Origin of the sequence: Paenibacillus aurantiacus (genome assembly GCF_042431225.1) — a bacterium.
GTDB classification, from domain to species: Bacteria; Bacillota; Bacilli; order Paenibacillales; family Paenibacillaceae; genus Paenibacillus_Z; species Paenibacillus_Z aurantiacus.
The window spans coordinates 105622-120932 of sequence record NZ_JBHMDO010000015.1 but is presented as its reverse complement, the minus strand read 5'-3'; the positions used below and the strand labels follow the sequence as shown (position 1 = coordinate 120932).

13 protein-coding genes are annotated in these 15311 nt (G+C 59.1%); 10 read left to right on the top strand and 3 right to left on the bottom strand.

What is annotated here, in order from left to right; all coding sequences use genetic code 11:
• Window positions 1-85: 85 nt before the first annotated feature.
• Window positions 86-853 (top strand): prolipoprotein diacylglyceryl transferase, encoded by a 768-nt coding sequence (gene lgt / locus ACFFSY_RS07380; RefSeq protein WP_377492181.1) that lies wholly within the window; start codon window positions 86-88, stop codon window positions 851-853.
• A 194-nt stretch (window positions 854-1047) separates the two neighbouring features.
• Here the strand turns inward: lgt and acnA are convergent, their stop codons facing one another.
• Window positions 1048-3765: an aconitate hydratase AcnA gene (acnA, locus tag ACFFSY_RS07375; protein WP_377492178.1), complete on the bottom strand. Its 2718-nt coding sequence runs from the start codon at window positions 3763-3765 to the stop codon at window positions 1048-1050.
• Window positions 3766-4145: 380 nt separating this feature from the next.
• On the opposite strand from acnA, the gene ACFFSY_RS07370 reads away from it, so the two are divergent.
• The 6 genes from ACFFSY_RS07370 (at window position 4146) to ACFFSY_RS07345 (ending at window position 9359) form a co-directional block, all read left to right on the top strand.
• Window positions 4146-5282 (top strand): amidase domain-containing protein, encoded by a 1137-nt coding sequence (locus tag ACFFSY_RS07370; protein ID WP_377492175.1) that lies wholly within the window; start codon window positions 4146-4148, stop codon window positions 5280-5282.
• Window positions 5283-5364: 82 nt separating this feature from the next.
• Window positions 5365-6471 (top strand): D-alanine--D-alanine ligase, encoded by a 1107-nt coding sequence (locus tag ACFFSY_RS07365; protein WP_377492173.1) that lies wholly within the window; start codon window positions 5365-5367, stop codon window positions 6469-6471.
• Between the two features lie 205 nt (window positions 6472-6676).
• Window positions 6677-6997: a hypothetical protein gene (locus ACFFSY_RS07360; RefSeq protein WP_148932164.1), complete on the top strand. Its 321-nt coding sequence runs from the start codon at window positions 6677-6679 to the stop codon at window positions 6995-6997.
• Entirely contained in the window at window positions 6994-8091 is a 1098-nt protein-coding gene (uvsE, locus tag ACFFSY_RS07355) for a UV DNA damage repair endonuclease UvsE (protein WP_377492170.1), read from the top strand. The genes ACFFSY_RS07360 and uvsE overlap by 4 nt, the downstream gene beginning before the upstream one ends.
• 133 nt (window positions 8092-8224) lie before the next feature.
• Complete coding sequence (locus tag ACFFSY_RS07350) at window positions 8225-8461, top strand: hypothetical protein (protein ID WP_377492167.1); 237 nt, start codon at window positions 8225-8227, stop codon at window positions 8459-8461.
• A 46-nt stretch (window positions 8462-8507) separates the two neighbouring features.
• Window positions 8508-9359: an inositol monophosphatase family protein gene (locus ACFFSY_RS07345; protein ID WP_377492164.1), complete on the top strand. Its 852-nt coding sequence runs from the start codon at window positions 8508-8510 to the stop codon at window positions 9357-9359.
• Between the two features lie 81 nt (window positions 9360-9440).
• Here the strand turns inward: ACFFSY_RS07345 and ACFFSY_RS07340 are convergent, their stop codons facing one another.
• Complete coding sequence (locus ACFFSY_RS07340) at window positions 9441-10757, bottom strand: glutamate-1-semialdehyde 2,1-aminomutase (RefSeq protein ID WP_377492161.1); 1317 nt, start codon at window positions 10755-10757, stop codon at window positions 9441-9443.
• A 491-nt stretch (window positions 10758-11248) separates the two neighbouring features.
• The gene (locus ACFFSY_RS07335; protein WP_377492158.1) at window positions 11249-12319 is read right to left on the bottom strand and encodes an LCP family protein; all 1071 of its coding nucleotides are present in this window, start codon (window positions 12317-12319) and stop codon (window positions 11249-11251) included.
• A gap of 207 nt (window positions 12320-12526) precedes the next feature.
• Here ACFFSY_RS07335 and ACFFSY_RS07330 point away from each other — a divergent pair, with 207 nt between their 5' ends.
• From ACFFSY_RS07330 to ACFFSY_RS07320, 3 genes are read left to right on the top strand one after another with little or no spacing between them, the layout of a single operon-like run.
• The gene (locus ACFFSY_RS07330; RefSeq protein ID WP_377492155.1) at window positions 12527-13642 is read left to right on the top strand and encodes an ABC transporter ATP-binding protein; all 1116 of its coding nucleotides are present in this window, start codon (window positions 12527-12529) and stop codon (window positions 13640-13642) included.
• A complete protein-coding gene (locus tag ACFFSY_RS07325) occupies window positions 13635-14429 on the top strand; it encodes an ABC transporter permease (RefSeq protein WP_377492152.1) in 795 nt (264 codons plus the stop codon). The genes ACFFSY_RS07330 and ACFFSY_RS07325 overlap by 8 nt, the downstream gene beginning before the upstream one ends.
• 9 nt (window positions 14430-14438) lie before the next feature.
• Window positions 14439-15230, top strand: a complete 792-nt coding sequence (locus ACFFSY_RS07320) for an ABC transporter permease (RefSeq protein ID WP_377492149.1) — start codon at window positions 14439-14441, stop codon at window positions 15228-15230.
• The last annotated feature ends 81 nt before the right edge of the window (window positions 15231-15311 follow it).

Here is a 15311-nt window from a genome sequence, read left to right as displayed (position 1 = left end):
ATGAATCGCGATACTACAATGTGTAGTATGTACGAGCTCTTAGTCGTGCGAATACGGAAAAACGAATAATCGGAGGAAGATAGCCATGCACAATGAATTGATTCATCTGGGACCGATTACGATTTATGGATACGGACTCATGATCGCGATAGGCGTTCTGCTTGCCTTTCGAATCATCGTCTATCGGGTGGAGAAGCAGCGGCTGGCACCGGACCACCTCTCGGCGTTAACGATGTGGAGCTTATTGGGAGGAGCTATTGGCGCTAAGCTGTTGTATTGGATTACGATTGGCCGGGAGATCCTGGCTGATCCCGCAATTATGCTCAACCTCTCGCAAGGCTTCGTCGTATACGGCGGCATTATCGGGGGCCTTCTGGCTGGGTACGTCTATTGTAGATGGCAGAAGCTCGAATTTCTGCGCTACTTGGATCTCTTCGCCCCGTCGATTGCCTTGACGCAGGGCTTCGGGAGAATCGGCTGCTTTCTGGCTGGCTGCTGCTATGGGGAAGAGACCGACAGCTGGTACGGCATCACGTTCCACGATTCCGACTACGCCCCCAACGGCGTGCCGCTCGTGCCGACGCAGCTGCTGGAGAGCGCGTTTAACTTCGGCCTCTTCTTCCTGCTAATCCGGCTGGGGAAAGGAACGAAGGCGAACGGGCTTATCGCGGGGATCTATCTTATGCTTTATGCGTTCGGAAGATTCATGATCGAATTTGTTCGAGGCGATAATATACGCGGGCATGTAGGTTACTTCTCCACATCCCAGTGGATTGCCCTAGGTATGGTGGCGATGACGGGACTCATGCTGCTTCTTAAAACTCGTAAGCGTTCGTCGGTTCTCCACAGCTAAGTCAATTGGCCGGCGCGGGTCAGCGCATAACAAACAAGGGCTCTCCCATTGTCATGTCATTGTCATGACTAGGGAGAGCCCTTGCTTGTCGTTCGCGTATTGAGGCGCGGCTATTCCTGAATCGCCTAAACCATGCGCCATATAAAACATTAGCGGGATGAATGTTCATCCCGCTAATGCTGCTATTACTTATCTTACTTCGCGTTGTTCGCGATCATTTGGCGAAGTACCGTTTGGAGGATACCGCCGTTACGGTAGTAGTCGACGTCGACCATGGAGTCGAGGCGGACGCGTACCGGGAATTCGAACGTGGTGCCGTCTTCGCGCGTAGCGATGACTTGGACCGCTTGGCCTGGTTGTACATCGTTCGTCAGACCGACAATATCGAATTTCTCGCGGCCCGTGATGTTCAGCGTCTTCCAGCCGGTGCCTTCTTGGAACTGGAGCGGCAGTACGCCCATGCCCACGAGGTTGGAACGGTGGATCCGCTCGAAGCTCTCGGCGATAACCGCTTTGACGCCGAGCAGGTACGTGCCTTTGGCCGCCCAGTCGCGGGAGCTGCCTGTACCGTATTCTTTGCCTGCGATAACGACGAGGTTCTGGCCGTCGGCTTGGTATTTCATCGACGCGTCGTAGATCGACATCACTTCTTCGGACGGCAGATAAGTCGTTACGCCGCCTTCCGTGCCCGGAGCCACTTGGTTACGGATACGGATGTTCGCGAACGTACCGCGCATCATGACTTCGTGGTTGCCGCGGCGGGAACCGTACGAGTTGAAGTCGACTTTGGCTACGCCGTTCGCTTGCAGGTATTCGCCCGCAGGGCTGTCGCCTTTGATGTTACCGGCTGGCGAGATGTGGTCCGTCGTCACGGAGTCGCCGAGCAGGGCAAGCACGCTTGCGCCTTTGATGTCGGCCATGTCGTTGATGCCTTGGCCGAGGTTCTCGAAGAACGGCGGGTTTTGGATGTACGTCGATTTCGCGTCCCACTCGTAGCTTTCGCCTTGCGGCACATCGATCGCGTTCCAACGCTCGTTCTGCGTGAAGACGTTCGCGTATTTCGCGCGGAACGTATCCGGGCTCATCGCGACTCCGATCGCGTCCGCGATTTCTTTGTTCGTCGGCCAGATATCCTTCAGGTAGACCGGCACGTTGTCCGCGTCATAGCCGATCGGATCTTTCGCCAGGTCGATGTTCACGGTGCCAGCCAGCGCGTAAGCGACGACGAGCGGCGGGGAAGCGAGGTAGTTCGCTTTCACCTGCGCGTGAACGCGGCCTTCGAAGTTACGGTTACCGGACAGCACGGCAGCAACCGTCATGTCGTTGTCGGCAATCGCTTTGCTCACTTCGTCCGGCAGTGGGCCGGAGTTACCGATGCATGTTGCGCAGCCGTAGCCTGCGACGTGGAAGCCGAGCGCTTCGAGCGAGTCGAGCAGGCCGGCTTTCTCCAGGTAGTCCGTAACAACCAGGGAACCTGGCGTCAGGGAGCTCTTTACGTAAGCCGGTTTCTTCAGACCGCGCTCGACCGCTTTCTTCGCCACGAGACCCGCGCCCAGCATTACGCTTGGGTTGGATGTGTTCGTGCAAGATGTGATCGCCGCGATGACGACTGCGCCCGTGCCCATTTTGCTCAGCGCGCCGTTCGGGTGCTTCACTTCGACGACTTCTTCGATCTTGCTGTCGGAGAGGCCGTAGCCGCCTTTGTCGATCGGCGTGCGGATGATGTCGTTGAACGATTCTTTCATGTTCGTCAGCTCGACGCGGTCTTGCGGACGTTTCGGACCAGCCAGCGACGGTACGACTGTCGACAGGTCAAGCTCGAGCACGTCGGTGAAGACCGGATCCGGCGTCTCGTCCGTACGGAACATGCCTTGTGCTTTATAGTACGCTTCGACAAGCGCGATTTGCTCTTCGGTGCGGCCTGTGTTGCGCAGGAAGCGAAGCGCTTCGTCGTCGACCGGGAAGAAGCCGATCGTCGCGCCGTATTCCGGAGCCATGTTGGCAACCGTCGCGCGGTCTTCGAGGCCGATGTTGGAGAGGCCTGGGCCGAAGAATTCGACGAATTTGCCGACAACGCCCTTCTTGCGAAGGATTTGGGTAACAGTCAGCGCCAGGTCGGTCGCCGTCGCGCCTTCTGCCAGGTTGCCCGTCAGACGGAAGCCGATGACTTCAGGCGTGACGAAGTACAGCGGTTGGCCGAGCATGCCGGCTTCCGCTTCGATGCCGCCTACGCCCCAGCCTACTACGCCGAGACCGTTGATCATCGTCGTGTGGGAGTCGGTGCCGACCAGGGAGTCCGGATAGACGACGGTCTCGCCGCCGACCGTCTTCGTAGCCGCTACGGATGCCAGGTACTCCAAGTTAACTTGGTGAACGATACCCGTGCCCGGCGGAACCGCACGGAAGTTGTCGAACGCCGTTTGCGCCCAGCGCAGGAAACGGTAGCGTTCTTCGTTGCGTTGGAACTCGACGTTCATGTTGTATTCGAGCGCTTCCGGGCTGCCGAATGCATCAACCATGACCGAGTGGTCGATAACGAGGTCGACCGGTACGAGCGGGTTGATTTGTTTCGGATCGCCGCCCGATTTCTTCACGGTGTCGCGCATGGCTGCCAAGTCGACGACAACCGGTACGCCGGTGAAGTCCTGCAGGACGATGCGGGCAGGAATGAACGGGATTTCCTTGTCTTCGCGGCCAGCGGCCCACGTTGCCAGTTGTTTCACGTGCTCCTTGGTGATCGCGCGGCCGTCGAATTGACGAACGGCAGCCTCGAGCAGCACCTTAATGGAGAAAGGCAGCTTCGAGATGTCGCCGAGACCTTGCTTCTCAAGCTCAGGCAGCTGGTAGTAAGCGTACGACTTGCCGCCAACTTCCAGCGAGGAACGAACGGAGTACTCGTTTTGATGGGACATGGTTGGGTGAGACCTCCTAAATATAAGAATGTAAGTGCATCTATGGCCAACTTCCGAAGCAGCGCGAATGCGAGCGGCGGAAGCATGGGCGTCAGGAGAACTTGCGCGCGAATAATCACTGGACGCTCGTCGGGCGGCTGCCTGGCGAATGACCAGCAATCTTATCCAGTTAGTTTCACTGCGCAAAACTTAATTTCAAAATTCCTTCGTTCTTAGTATACCGCGAAGCCGTACGTTTCGTAAAGACGAATCCTTTGATTTCCGCCGAATGCCAAGCTGCGCATCGGCCGCCGCAACCATTCCTCATGATTTTGCCCGAAAGCTCATATAATGAACCAACTTTGCCCGCCAGAAAAAATGGTCGCAGGGAGGTAGTCGTCATGCCGCGAGCAGGAAACACGAAAAGAACGGTCAAGCGCACCGCAGCGCCCAAACCGCAGACGTCCGTCAGTTCGGCGAATCGCCGGGCCGCCGCCGAACCGGCAGAGCCGGAAGGGTGGAAGGGCGCGCTGCGCCGATACGTCCAGCTGTACAATCAGGCCGAGATCGACCGCTACGCCCCGGCATTCGAAACGCTGATACAGGACCCCGACCACTTGGCACGCTATGGCGCCAAGCTGGCGAGGTTGAAGGAAGCGGAGCTGCTGCGGGGCGCGATCCCCGGCAAGAGCGAGACGAGGGTGGAGATCGAGCGCGTCAGCGAATCGGCATCCGGCCGCGAAGTGATCGTGCTGATCAAGCTGCACATCTCTCGCACGGTCGAGCAGCTCGGGCGGACTTATACGGAATATCGCGCCGAACGCGAGCGTATCTGGTTCTCCGGCGATGGCGGCGAATACCGAATCGCGCGCGTCGAACCGAACTTGTCCGAGCGTCGTCCCCGCTACGCGCTTCGCGATCCGCAAAGCGCCGCGGCGGATTTCTACGAGGAGGAAGGCATCGTGCATGGCTCCGGCTCGAAGCCCTTTATTAATTATGACGTCTTATCCGGATTCAAGCCTTCGCGAGGCATTCGCTACCGCCGCGATCTGGCCGCGGAATATGCCGACCGGTGGTGGAACGAGGCGAATCCCGCGTACGAGAATTTCGAGGTGAACTGCACCAACTATGTGTCCCAGTGCCTCTTTGCAGGCCAAGCGCCGATGAACTATACTGGTAAAAGGGATTCCGGCTGGTGGTACAAGGGCCGCGCCGGAGGCCGTGAATCGTGGAGCTACAGCTGGGCGGTATCGAACGCGCTGCATACGTATTTGGGTGCGTCGAGGCGGGTCGGCACGCGAGCGATCGCCGTCGAATCGGCGTCGGAGCTTGCGCTCGGCGACGTGATTATGTACGACTGGAGCGGCGATGGCCGGTTCCAGCATTCGACGATCGTGACGGCATTCGACGCGAGCGGCATGCCGCTGGTGAACGCGAACACGGTCCCAAGCCGGCACCGTTACTGGGACTACAAGGATTCCTACGCGTGGACGGAACAGACGCGGTACCGATTCTTTCATATAGCCGATGAGTTTTAATGCGCATGCGCTTTGAATAGAAGCTCAATCTGCATGGAGGTCAGTGAAAGAGGGAAATTATACGTAACCGGAGGATAAGCTCATGGGGGAGAAAGTGCGCGTTGGACTCGTTTACGGGGGACGCTCGGGCGAACATGAAGTGTCGCTGCAAACCGCGCTCGCGGTCATGAAAGCCTTTAACTACGACAAGTACGAGATCAAACCTTTCTATATTGGAAAGAACGGCGAGTGGCGCTCCGGACAGACGCTGCTGGCGGCACCGACGGAGCTGGAACTGCTCCGGCTGGCCGGCGGCGAATCCGCCTCGGGGACGGAAGCGCTGATGCCGGTTTTCGATAGCGCCTCGGCTGTGGCCACCTCGGCTGCGAAGCCGCTGGACGTCGTGTTCCCGCTGCTGCACGGCACGTTCGGCGAGGACGGCACGATTCAAGGGCTGTTCGAGATGGCTAATATTCCGTATGTGGGCGCCGGGGTTCTAGCCTCGGCTGTCGGCATGGACAAGATTCTCATGAAGAAGGTATTCGCGCAGGAGGGCTTGCCGCAATGCGTGTTCCGGTACTTCAACCGGACGCAATGGGAGAAGGATCGCGCGTTCTTCATCATGGAGATCGAAGTGGCGCTCGGCTACCCATGCTTCATTAAGCCGGCCAACCTTGGATCGAGCGTCGGCATCTCCAAGGCACGCAACCGAGAAGAGCTGATCGAGGCCGTAGATTACGCGTTCCGCTTCGACCGCAAGGTCATCGTCGAGGAGTTCGTCGATGCCCGCGAGATCGAGGTCAGCGTGCTCGGTAACGACGAGCCCCGCGCGTCCGTGCCGGGCGAGATCGCATCGTCGAACGAATTCTACGACTACAAGGCGAAATACGTCGACGGCAAATCGCAGATGCATATTCCGGCTAACATTCCGGCCGAGACCGCGCAGGCGGTGCGCGACATGGCGGTCCGCGCGTTCCAGGCGATCGACGGCTCCGGCCTGTCCCGCGTCGATTTCTTCATGCGCAAGGACGACGGCGCGCTGTTCATTAATGAAGTCAACACAATGCCGGGCTTCACGCCTTACAGCATGTATCCGCTGATGTGGAAGGAATCCGGCGTCTCCTACCAGGAGCTGCTCGACACGCTGATCGAGCTGGCCATTGCCCGTCATGCGGAGAAGCAGCGCATTGATTACGGCGGCGGCAATTAATCGCTGCGGCACTTATAACATACGGCACTTATAACATACACCAGGCAGGCGGCGGGACATCCGCCGCCGTTTCATTATGAGCCCTTCTTCAGGGCATCCTTGTACATAACGGAATTGGCGGGACAAGCCGGCTGCCCCTTGTCGCTTTGACCGCAAGGGGGACAGGACGGTGTATTTCCACAATCGAACAAACGGAGGTTAGACGATGGGATTCCAAACGGAGTTTAATTCGGTCTGCAAGTTCAAGTCGGCGCAGGAGCTGTACGAGCTGCTCGAATACGGCAAGGGCAAAATGATGAAAAGCGGCTTCCGCGTATTCCCCGCGGGACAGAAGGTCATTGCCTACACGCCGGAGAACGAGGCGATCGCGATCGTGCGCATTCTGGCCTCCATCGCGGAAATCAACTTTCAGGGCGAGGAAGTCACGCAAGTGGAGATGGAGCTCGTTCGCAAGCTGACGGAGGAGGAAGCGCGCGTGCAGACGGCGCTTGCCTACGAGATGTTCTTCGGGGAACAGGGCGCATGATCGTCCGCTTCGGCTTCGTCGCCATGACCACGCTGCTGCCGAACAAGTCGCCGTCCAAGACGATGACATACGCCAATTTCACCAAACTGGCCGATAGGGAGGCCGGCCTCCGCAAGCTTACGCGGATCGCCGAAGAGAATTTACACAACACGCTCAAGGTCATGCGGCACGCCGTGGCGCACGATATCAAGATGTACCGTTTCTCGTCCAAGCTCATTCCGCTCGTCACGCATGACGAGTTCGCGGACTGGTCGCCGTGGCCGGATCTGCGCCCGTCGTTCCAAGCGATCGGCGCGTTCGCGAAGGAGAAGGGAATGCGCGTCTCGTTCCATCCCGACCACTTCTGCGTGTTCAGTACGCCGCGGCCTGAGGTGCTGGCCAAGTCGAAGGAAGACATGGAGTACCATGTCCGCATGTTAGAGGAGATGGGGCTGGACGAGTCGACCAAGTGCAATATTCACGTCGGCGGCGCTTATGGCGATAAGGCGAAGTCGAAGGCGAGATTCATCGAGCAGTTCAGCGCGCTGCCAGATCGGCTTCGCAACCGGATTACGCTCGAGAACGACGACAAGACGTTCACGCTCCGCGAAACGCTCGAAGCGGCTGAAGCGGTCCGCGTGCCGGTCGTGCTCGATCTTCATCATCACGCCGTCAACGATGGCGGCGAGCGCGACGCCTCGCTGTACGGCGAGCTGTGGCCGCGCATTCTCCGCACGTGGGATTGGCAGGGCGGAGCGGCGAAGCCCGAACGCGAGCTGGTCGCTGTCGGCGCGGCGCGCGCGGGCGGTGAGGATCGTTCCGGCCATCAGGCGGGAGGCGCGCCGGTCAGCTTCGAAGGACGCTTGGCGCCAAAGCTGCATTTGTCGAGTCCCAAGAGCGAGCGAGATCCGCGCGGTCATGCCGACAATGTCGATGCGGAGCCGGTGCTGCGCTTCCTGCGGGAAGTGGCGGGCTCAGTCAACCAGCTGGACTGCATGCTCGAAGCGAAGAACAAGGACGGCGCGGTCATAGCCCTCATGGACGATATGAAGCGGCTCGCGGCAGCGGGCCAAGGCTTTCGCGTCCTCGACGGGGCGACCATCGAAATCATGTGAGTTACGGACATTGCGTCGGACGATTAGCGTGCGGCGGCAATGTCCTTTTTCATGCGTGGCGTGGGGTAGCGGACTTGCGGGCGGTTGGAGTAAAATCAGAAGTAGCAGACAGGAGGGAAGCGCCCCCGAAGCTATGCCGGAAATCGCGCTTCTCGTGCTGCTTGGCCTGATCGCCTCGGTATTCGGCAGCATTGTCGGCCTTGGCGGCGGCATCATTCTCGTGCCATCCCTCACCCTGCTCAGAGAGCGGTTGACTGGGGCTGCGCAGGTGCCGCCGTTTGGGCGCGAATTGGGACCGGTTGTCCGCCGGCTAGGACGAAACTTTGCGCTATGGGAGGCGTATAGTAGTAAAAGCTTTACGAGTGTTTGAGGCCTGCAAGAGCAGAGCCGAACTTTGAGGAAAGTGGTGTAGGCCCGTGAGTGATCAGCAGCAGCCCGCAGTGGGAAGCAAAAGCTTTACCGCTGTGGCCATCAATTGCGCCGCGAAAGCGGGCGAATGGATCAAGACGAAACTCGGTAATCATACAAGCTTATCGTTGAAATATTCCGCGCAGGATCTGGTGACGGAGGTCGACAAGGGCTCGGAGAAAATGATCCGCAGCCTCATCCAGACGCACTTCCCGGAGCATTCGTTCCTGGGCGAAGAAGGCGTGGAGCCGGGACCCGAAGCGTCCGCGAAGGCGCTGCAGAGCGTGCGCGACGCCGAGTACCTATGGATCGTGGACCCGGTCGACGGCACGACGAACTTCGTGCACGGCTTCCCGTTCTTCTCGGTCTCGATCGCGCTTGCGCATAAGGGCGAAGTCATCGTCGGCGTCGTGTATGACCCGATGCGCGATGAGTTATTCGTGGCGGAGAAGGGCAAAGGCGCGTACGTCCATGGCAAGCGGATGACGATCTCGAGCGAGGACACGATAAAGCAAAGCCTCATCGCGACCGGCTTCCCGGCCGATCCTTCGTTCGCCCTGCCGCTCAATATGCGCGGACTTGCGGCGCTCGCGCCGCAAGCGCGTAACATTCGCTCCGGCGGCTCCGCGGCGCTGCATATGGCCTACGTGGCGGCTGGCCGGCTGAGCGGCTTCTGGGAGATCGGGCTGAACGCGTGGGATTTGGCGGCCGGTTCACTGCTGGTAACCGAATCGGGCGGACATGTGACCGATACGAAAGGCAGCGCGTACGACCTGGGCGTGCGCCACGTGGTGGCGTCGAACGGGCATATCCATGAAGAATTCCTCGATATCCTGGCCAAGGCGGACGCGGCGGGATAGAACAAGAAGAGCGTCTGCACCTGCCTTGCGGCGGTGCAGACGCTCTTTCGTCTCTTCGACTGGAGAATCGTTCAGGAGGAATTAACGCGCCATCTGACGCAGCGCGTTGTCCGCCGCTTCGATCGTCACGTCGATATCGGCTTCCGTATGCGCGGTCGTCAGGAACCACGCCTCGTATTTGGACGGCGCGAGGCAGATGCCCTGCTCCAGCATGAGCCGGAAGAACTGCGCGAACGCTTCGCCATCCGTATCCTGCGCCTCGTCGTAATTCGTAACCGGGTGCGCGCAGAAGTGCGTCGAGAACGAGCCGCGGATGCGGTTCACCGTCAGCGGGACGCCGTGACGGTCGGCCGAATCCTTGATCGCATTGGCGAGCTTCGCGGCGAGCGCGTCCATCCGCTCGTAGACGCCGGGCTGCTCCAGCACTTCGAGGCAGGCGATGCCCGAGGAGATCGAAGCGGGATTGCCGGCCATCGTGCCCGCCTGGTAAGCCGGTCCGAGCGGCGCGACTTGCTCCATCACTTCCTTGCGGCCGCCGTAGGCGCCGATCGGCAGGCCGCCGCCGATGATTTTGCCAAGGGCGGTCAGATCCGGCTCGATCGCTGCGTGATCGGGGAACGCGCCGAACGTCTGGGTCGTGCCGTAATGGAAGCGGAAGCCGGTAATGACCTCGTCGTAGATGACGAGCGCGCCGGCTTCGCGGGTCATGGCGCACAGGCCTTCCAGGAAGCCAGGCTCCGGCATAACCATGCCGAAATTGCCGACGATCGGCTCGACCATGACGGCCGCGACGTCGTCGCCCCAACGCTCGAGCGCCTGCTTCAGACCGTCCAGGTCATTGAACGGCACGGTGATGACTTCGTGCGCGATGCTCGTCGGAATGCCGGCGCTGTCCGGGATGCCGAGCGTGGAAGGACCGGAGCCTGCGGCAACGAGCACGAGGTCGGAGTGGCCGTGGTAGCAGCCGGCGAACTTGATGATCTTGTTGCGCTTCGTGTAGGCGCGGGCGACGCGAATCGTCGTCATGACAGCCTCCGTGCCGGAGTTGACGAAGCGGACTTTGTCGAGCGACGGGATGGCCGCCTTGAGCTTGCGCGCGAGCGTAATCTCCAGCTCGGTCGGCGTGCCGTACAACACGCCGTTCTCGGCCGCGCGCGTAATGGCCGCCGTGATGTGCGGATGGGCATGTCCGGTAATGATCGGGCCGTACGCGCACAGGTAGTCGATGTAGCGGTTATCGTCGACGTCGTAGAAGTAGGCGCCTTGCGCGCGCTTCATGAAGACGGGCGCGCCGCCGCCGACCGCCTTGAACGAGCGGGACGGGCTGTTGACGCCGCCGACGATATGCTGCAGTGCTTCGGCGTACAGCTGTTCGGAACGTGGTCGCGAAGTAGTCATGGGAATGGGAATCCTCCTTGAGAATATGTAGGTACCGGCCCAATGAGTCAGCCGGACATCGGAATGGGGCTGTCGCGAGAACGCACAACGGAAGTCTGCGTAACCGATCCGATGGAGCGGTCGTAGATCCATGCGTTCGGACACGAAGCAGAATACGGACCCTAACCGCTCTGAGGAGCCGGGATGGTCAAGGGACGATGGCTAATTACCGCCGATTTGACGATAGACGATAAAGTCGCCGGTGGCTGGGTCCTAGAAAGGCCCCTGCGAATAACGGCAGCGAGAGATCGACCGTCGTTCTCGCCTCGAAGATGGAGACACTGAAGCAGAGATGTCCTGCACGATCGACAGCCTGCCGCACGCCGGGGCGTCCTCGAGCCTATATCAGTGTACCTCATTCGGAAGCTGAACGGAAAGCGAGGACCGTTAACGCACGAAAGAAGGGCGTTCCGCTTGCAAGCGGAACGCCCCTCGACCTGTAACGCTGCTTATTATTGGCTCGTGCCGTTCTCCGCAGTGGCCGGTGAATCCGTGCCAGTCGCCGCATCCGTCGTTGCGTCCGGCGTCTTCGTCTTCGTAAGTTCATCCTGCACGAACTGGTGCAGAGCGTCGTCGTCGCGCACGGAGAGTACCGACGCGCCGCTTACTTTCTTGTCGCCGATCAAGTCCATCGGCGGCACCTGGGCAGAGCCTTCCATCGAGATGCCGATGCCGAGCTGGCCGAGCTTGATCATGTCGGATACGCCGAGGTTCGACTTGATGTAAGGCGACACGCTGTCGACGATTTCCTTCATCTTGAGCAGGCTCCAGCCGGATTTCAGCTTGTCGGCCACGGCCGAGAGCAGGTTGCGCTGGCGCTCGGTGCGCGTAAAGTCGCTCATGGCGTCGTGGCGGAAGCGGACGTACTGCAGCGCTTTGTCGCCGTCGAGATGCTGCTGGCCCTTCTTCAGATGAATGTCATATCGGTTGCCGTCCGCGTTGTCGACGTAGTTCATGTTCTTCTCGACGTAGAAGTCGATGCCGTCGATTGCGTCGATGAGCGATTTGAATCCTTCGAAATCGGTATACACATAATATTGAATATTGAGGCCGAGCAGATCGCCGATCGTCTTCATCGCCAGGTTCGGTCCGCCGAGCGCGAGCGCCGTATTAATGCGGCCTTCGCCATGGCCCTCGATCTTGACGTACGTGTCGCGCAGTACCGAGAACAGATGACCTTTCTTCGTGACCGGATCGATGGAGGCGACGAGCATCGAGTCGGAGCGCGCTTGGTCGTTCTCCTTCAAGCCGCGATTGTCGCCGCCCATGAGCAGAATGTTGACGCGCTCGGTGCCAACCCATTCGTCGGGCTTGAGCGTCTCGTCCTCCACGTGGCTGCCGATCGGAATTTGCGGTTTGTCATTATTGAGGCTGTCCAGCCCTCTGTAGGCGCCGAATGCCTGGTAGCCCATATAGCCGGCAAACACGAGAATCAGAAGACCGATCGTCAGCAGCGGCCATTTCCACGGCCGTTTCTTCTTGGCCTTCGCCTTCTTTTCTTTCATAGCTTCAACGCGAGACATAAAGGTATCTCCCACTCCATTCATTTCGTATAGATTAAGATGTGATGATTTCAGCTGCATTTACCTTACATCAAAACTATTGTAGTATTACATATCATAAAATTATAGATGGCCCTATCGGATGGAATCAAGTTTTATATATTAACAACGAAATCGGTAGATATTTCCCAGGAAATGTCGAAAGCGGAAAAGAGGGATTTAATCCAGATGCTTGCCATTGACGTACAGGACTTACGCAAGGAATTCAGCGTCCAGCGGAACCGCGAAGGGCTCGGCGGCGCGCTCAAGGATCTATTCAAGCGAGAGTATAATCAAATTCGCGCGGTTAAAGATATTTCGTTCCAAATCCCGCAGGGCGAGATTTGCGGCTATATCGGCGAGAATGGAGCGGGCAAGTCGACAACGATCAAAATGCTGACCGGCATTCTCGTGCCGACATCGGGCCGCATTCAAGTCAACGGCTTCGTCCCCTACAAAGAAAGGGAGAAATTCGTGCGCGGCATCGGCGTTGTCTTCGGGCAGCGCAGCCAGCTGTGGTGGGATATCGGCGTCATCGAATCGTTCCAGCTGCTGCGCAAAGTATATCGCGTGTCGGAAGCCGATTACCGCAAGCGGCTGGACGAACTGGTCGAGCGGCTGCAGCTATCCGAGCTGCTGAACCGTCCGGTGCGCAAGCTGAGCCTCGGCCAGCGGATGCGCTGCGAGCTGGTCGCTTCGCTGCTGCACAACCCGTCGATTCTGTTCCTCGACGAGCCGACGATCGGCCTCGACATCGTCGTAAAGACGGAGATCCGGGACTTCCTCAAGCAGATGAACAAGGAGCACGGCACGACCATTTTGCTGACGACACACGATCTGCAAGATATCGAAGCGCTCTGCTCGCGGGTCATCATGCTGGACGACGGACGGATTATCTACGACGGCGGGCTCGACGAGCTGAAGGCGCGCTGGAGCAAAGGAAGAGAGATCCACTTCCAGTTCGGCAATCAGCCGGAGCTTGCGAAGCTGCGCGAGCGGACGAACGATCTGGACGGCATCGTCTGGTCGATCGACAACGAGCTGACGGCCAAGATGTGGCTGCCGCACGCGGTCAACGTGTCGGATGCGCTGGCGCGGGTCGTGGGCGGAGGCTCGGACATCCGAGATATTAAGATCGTCGAGACGAACACGGACGAAATCGTGCGAGAGATCTATCAGTCGGGCTCCGCGTCGAAGGAGGCGACCGAGAAGCTGGCGCAGGCATCGGACGATGCTGCCACAGGCAGCGGCAAGACGGATGGTCGGCCGGCGGAGGGCGAGAAGGAGCCGGTGAACCATGCTTAGCGCCTACATCGACCTGATTCGCATCCGGTTCATCATGATGCTGGCTTATCGGGTTAACTACTATAGCGGTATTCTTATTTATACGCTGAACATCGGCGCGTATTATTTCCTATGGCAGGCCATCTATAATAATCAGACCGAGCTTGGCGGTTTCTCGCTGGCCCAAATGACGACCTACGTCGCGGTATCGTGGATGGCGCGGGCGTTCTACTTTAACAACCTCGACCGGGAGATTGCCAATGAGATCCGCGACGGCAGCGTGGCGATCCAGTTCATCCGGCCGTACTCGTATTTGATGGTCAAAATGATGCAGGGCTTCGGCGAGGGGATCTTCCGCTTAGTGCTGTTCATGGCGCCGGGCATGGTGCTGGCGTGTCTGCTGTTCCCGGTCAGTCTGCCGACCGATCCGGGCGTATGGGCGCTCTATCTGGTCATGCTCGCATTCAGCTTCCTCATTAACTCGCAGATCAACATGCTGACCGGGCTGTTCGCCTTCTTCGTCGAGAACAACGAGGGGATGCTGCGGATGAAGCGGGTGCTCGTCGATTTGTTCACCGGCGTCGTCATTCCGATCTCGCTGTTCCCAGGCTGGCTGGAGATGCTCATGAAATGGCTGCCGTTCCAGGCGATCACGTACCTGCCGAGCTCCGTCTTCACCGGCCGGACGACCGGTACGGACGCATGGCATGTCCTGCTGCTGCAGATCGTTTGGTTCCTCGTGCTCATCATCCCCATCTTGTGGATATGGCGGAAGGCGCGGACGCGGCTGTTCGTGCAAGGAGGTTAAGCGAAACTTATGTTCTATGTGACCCTGCTATGGGAATATATGAAGAATTACGCCAAGACCCGGCTCACCTACAGGGCCGACTTCTGGCTCGAGGTGCTGTCGGATTTGATGTTCCAAGGGCTTAATCTGATTTTCATCCTGATCGTGTTCCAGCATACGCCGACGCTCGGCGGCTGGTCGGAGGCCGAGGTGGTCTTCGTGTACGGGTTCTTCATGGTGCCGTACGGCATCTTTACGACGTTCTTCAACTTGTGGAACTTCAGCGAGCGGTACATCGTCAAGGGCGAGATGGACCGGGTGCTGACGCGGCCGGCGTACAATCTGTACCAGATCCTGCTCGAAAATATCGACCCGCCGTCCTTGATCGGCTCGGCGGTCGGCCTCGTCATCATGGGGCTGAGCTGGTCGCAGCTGGGCCTTCCGTTCGAGGTGCTCGATCTGGTCATGCTGCTCGTGTTCGTCATCGGAGCGGTCATGATTTACGCGGGGCTATACACGGCGCTGACGGCGATCTCGTTCTACTCGGACGCGCCGACGGGCATTCTGCCGCTCATGTACAACATTCAAGGGTACGGGCGCTACCCGATCAATATTTACAATAAAGCGATTCGCTTCCTGCTGACGTGGCTGCTGCCGTTCGCGTTCGTCGGCGTCATTCCGGCGTCGTATTTCCTGAACCGCAACGAGGACGGGCTGTCGACGCTGGCGCTGTACACGCCGCTGGTCGGCGCGGTCGTGCTGCTGATCGGACTGGGGATTTGGAACCGGGGGATCAAGCGTTACCGGGGCGCGGGCTCGTAGGACGAGGTTGGAACGCCTGCCGGGTGAAGGATCGCGAATGAAGCCCATGGGGCGAGAATCGGGGGCAGCGCAGGTGGCGAC

What these genes read in the sequence shown, in the direction of transcription:
- lgt (WP_377492181.1), top strand. Translation starts at nt 86, where the DNA reads ATGCACAATGAATTGATTCATCTGGGACCGATTACGATTTATGGATAC.
- acnA (WP_377492178.1), bottom strand. Translation starts at nt 3,765, where the DNA reads ATGTCCCATCAAAACGAGTACTCCGTTCGTTCCTCGCTGGAAGTTGGC.
- ACFFSY_RS07370 (WP_377492175.1), top strand. Translation starts at nt 4,146, where the DNA reads ATGCCGCGAGCAGGAAACACGAAAAGAACGGTCAAGCGCACCGCAGCG.
- ACFFSY_RS07365 (WP_377492173.1), top strand. Translation starts at nt 5,365, where the DNA reads ATGGGGGAGAAAGTGCGCGTTGGACTCGTTTACGGGGGACGCTCGGGC.
- ACFFSY_RS07360 (WP_148932164.1), top strand. Translation starts at nt 6,677, where the DNA reads ATGGGATTCCAAACGGAGTTTAATTCGGTCTGCAAGTTCAAGTCGGCG.
- uvsE (WP_377492170.1), top strand. Translation starts at nt 6,994, where the DNA reads ATGATCGTCCGCTTCGGCTTCGTCGCCATGACCACGCTGCTGCCGAAC.
- ACFFSY_RS07350 (WP_377492167.1), top strand. Translation starts at nt 8,225, where the DNA reads ATGCCGGAAATCGCGCTTCTCGTGCTGCTTGGCCTGATCGCCTCGGTA.
- ACFFSY_RS07340 (WP_377492161.1), bottom strand. Translation starts at nt 10,757, where the DNA reads ATGACTACTTCGCGACCACGTTCCGAACAGCTGTACGCCGAAGCACTG.
- ACFFSY_RS07335 (WP_377492158.1), bottom strand. Translation starts at nt 12,319, where the DNA reads ATGTCTCGCGTTGAAGCTATGAAAGAAAAGAAGGCGAAGGCCAAGAAG.
- ACFFSY_RS07330 (WP_377492155.1), top strand. Translation starts at nt 12,527, where the DNA reads ATGCTTGCCATTGACGTACAGGACTTACGCAAGGAATTCAGCGTCCAG.
- ACFFSY_RS07325 (WP_377492152.1), top strand. Translation starts at nt 13,635, where the DNA reads ATGCTTAGCGCCTACATCGACCTGATTCGCATCCGGTTCATCATGATG.
- ACFFSY_RS07320 (WP_377492149.1), top strand. Translation starts at nt 14,439, where the DNA reads ATGTTCTATGTGACCCTGCTATGGGAATATATGAAGAATTACGCCAAG.